The organism is Saccharicrinis sp. GN24d3 (genome assembly GCF_052400645.1).
GTDB lineage: Bacteria > Bacteroidota > Bacteroidia > Bacteroidales > Marinilabiliaceae > Saccharicrinis.
The window spans coordinates 1-1,840 of record NZ_JBQTGI010000062.1 but is presented as its reverse complement, the minus strand read 5'-3'; the positions used below and the strand labels follow the sequence as shown (position 1 = coordinate 1,840).

Sequence of the window (1,840 nt, the reverse complement as noted above, 5' to 3'; positions counted from 1 at the left end):
CCCTCTCCAGAAAGGAGGTGTTCCAGCCACACCTTCCGGTACGGCTACCTTGTTACGACTTAACCCTAGTTACCGGTTTTACCCTAGGCCGATCCTTGCGGTAACGGACTTCAGGTACCCCCGGCTTCCATGGTTTGACGGGCGGTGTGTACAAGGCCCGGGAACGTATTCACCGCATCATGGCTGATATGCGATTACTAGCGAATCCAGCTTCACGGAGTCGGGTTGCAGACTCCGATCCGAACTGAGACCGGGTTTGGAGATTAGCATCATGTCGCCATGTAGCTGCCCTTTGTACCGGCCATTGTAACACGTGTGTAGCCCTGGACGTAAGGGCCGTGCTGATTTGACGTCATCCCCACCTTCCTCGCGGTTTACACCGGCAGTCTTGTTAGAGTCCCCACCGCGACGTGCTGGTAACTAACAATAGGGGTTGCGCTCGTTATGGGACTTAACCCGACACCTCACGGCACGAGCTGACGACAACCATGCAGCACCTTGTAGGCGGTCCGAAGAAAAGGGCATCTCTGCCCTATGCAGCCTACATTTAAGTCCAGGTAAGGTTCCTCGCGTATCATCGAATTAAACCACATGTTCCTCCGCTTGTGCGGGCCCCCGTCAATTCCTTTGAGTTTCATTGTTGCCAACGTACTCCCCAGGTGGATTACTTAATGCTTTCGCTCGGTCGCTGACTATGTATCGCCAACAACGAGTAATCATCGTTTACGGCGTGGACTACCAGGGTATCTAATCCTGTTCGCTCCCCACGCTTTCGTGCATCAGCGTCAATTATAGCTTAGTAAGCTGCCTTCGCAATCGGTGTTCTGTGTTATATCTATGCATTTCACCGCTACACAACACATTCCGCCTACCTCAACTAAATTCAAGACCAACAGTATCAATGGCAGTTCTACAGTTAAGCTGCAGGATTTCACCACTGACTTATTGGTCCGCCTACGCACCCTTTAAACCCAATAAATCCGGATAACGCTCGCATCCTCCGTATTACCGCGGCTGCTGGCACGGAGTTAGCCGATGCTTATTCATACGGTACCGGCAAATGTCTACACGTAGACACGTTTCTTCCCGTATAAAAGCAGTTTACAATCCATAGGACCGTCTTCCTGCACGCGACATGGCTGGTTCAGGCTTTCGCCCATTGACCAATATTCCTCACTGCTGCCTCCCGTAGGAGTCTGGTCCGTGTCTCAGTACCAGTGTGGGGGACCTTCCTCTCAGAACCCCTAGACATCGTCGACTTGGTGGGCCGTTACCCCACCAACTATCTAATGTCACGCATGACCATCTTTTACCGCCGAAGCTTTATATAAAACGCCATGCGGCATCTTATAACCATGGGGCATTAATCCAAATTTCTCCGGGCTATTCCCCTGTAAAAGGTAGGTTTCATACGCGTTACGCACCCGTGCGCCGGTCGCCATCTACCGCAAGCGGTAATGCTGCCCCTCGACTTGCATGTGTTAGGCCTGTCGCTAGCGTTCATCCTGAGCCAGGATCAAACTCTTCGTTGTATAAAAATTGTTCGGCCGATCTAACGGCCTAGTATTCTTTACAAGAGCCTTACTCAAAGAATCACTCTGTTATATTTTCCTTTTGTGCATTCCAGTATTTTCAAAGAACGTAAATTGGTCCCCGGTCAAGTCTCCGAACCCGAAAGCCCGACCGTACCAACCTTCTTTTATCTTTTAGCGCCGCTTCCGGCCCTTTGCAATCTTGTTTGTTTCTATCACACCCAAACCTTCGTTTGTGTGCCGCTCTAAAAGCGGATGCAAAGATAACAACTTTTTTTCGTGAACTCCAAATGTTTTTTGAGAAATAT

The 1,840-nt window shown here is 50.2% G+C and carries 1 protein-coding gene and 1 other annotated feature (1 of these 2 cut by a window edge); the gene reads right to left on the bottom strand.

The annotated features are described in order from the left end of the window. Positions 1–1,532: a sequence feature (most likely nonfunctional fraction of RNA operon), on the bottom strand (it extends 2,524 nt beyond the left edge of the window). A gap of 100 nt (positions 1,533–1,632) precedes the next feature. After that, the coding region (locus ACT29I_RS25520) for a hypothetical protein (protein ID WP_444794839.1) at positions 1,633–1,840 on the bottom strand (208 nt) is incomplete at its 5' end.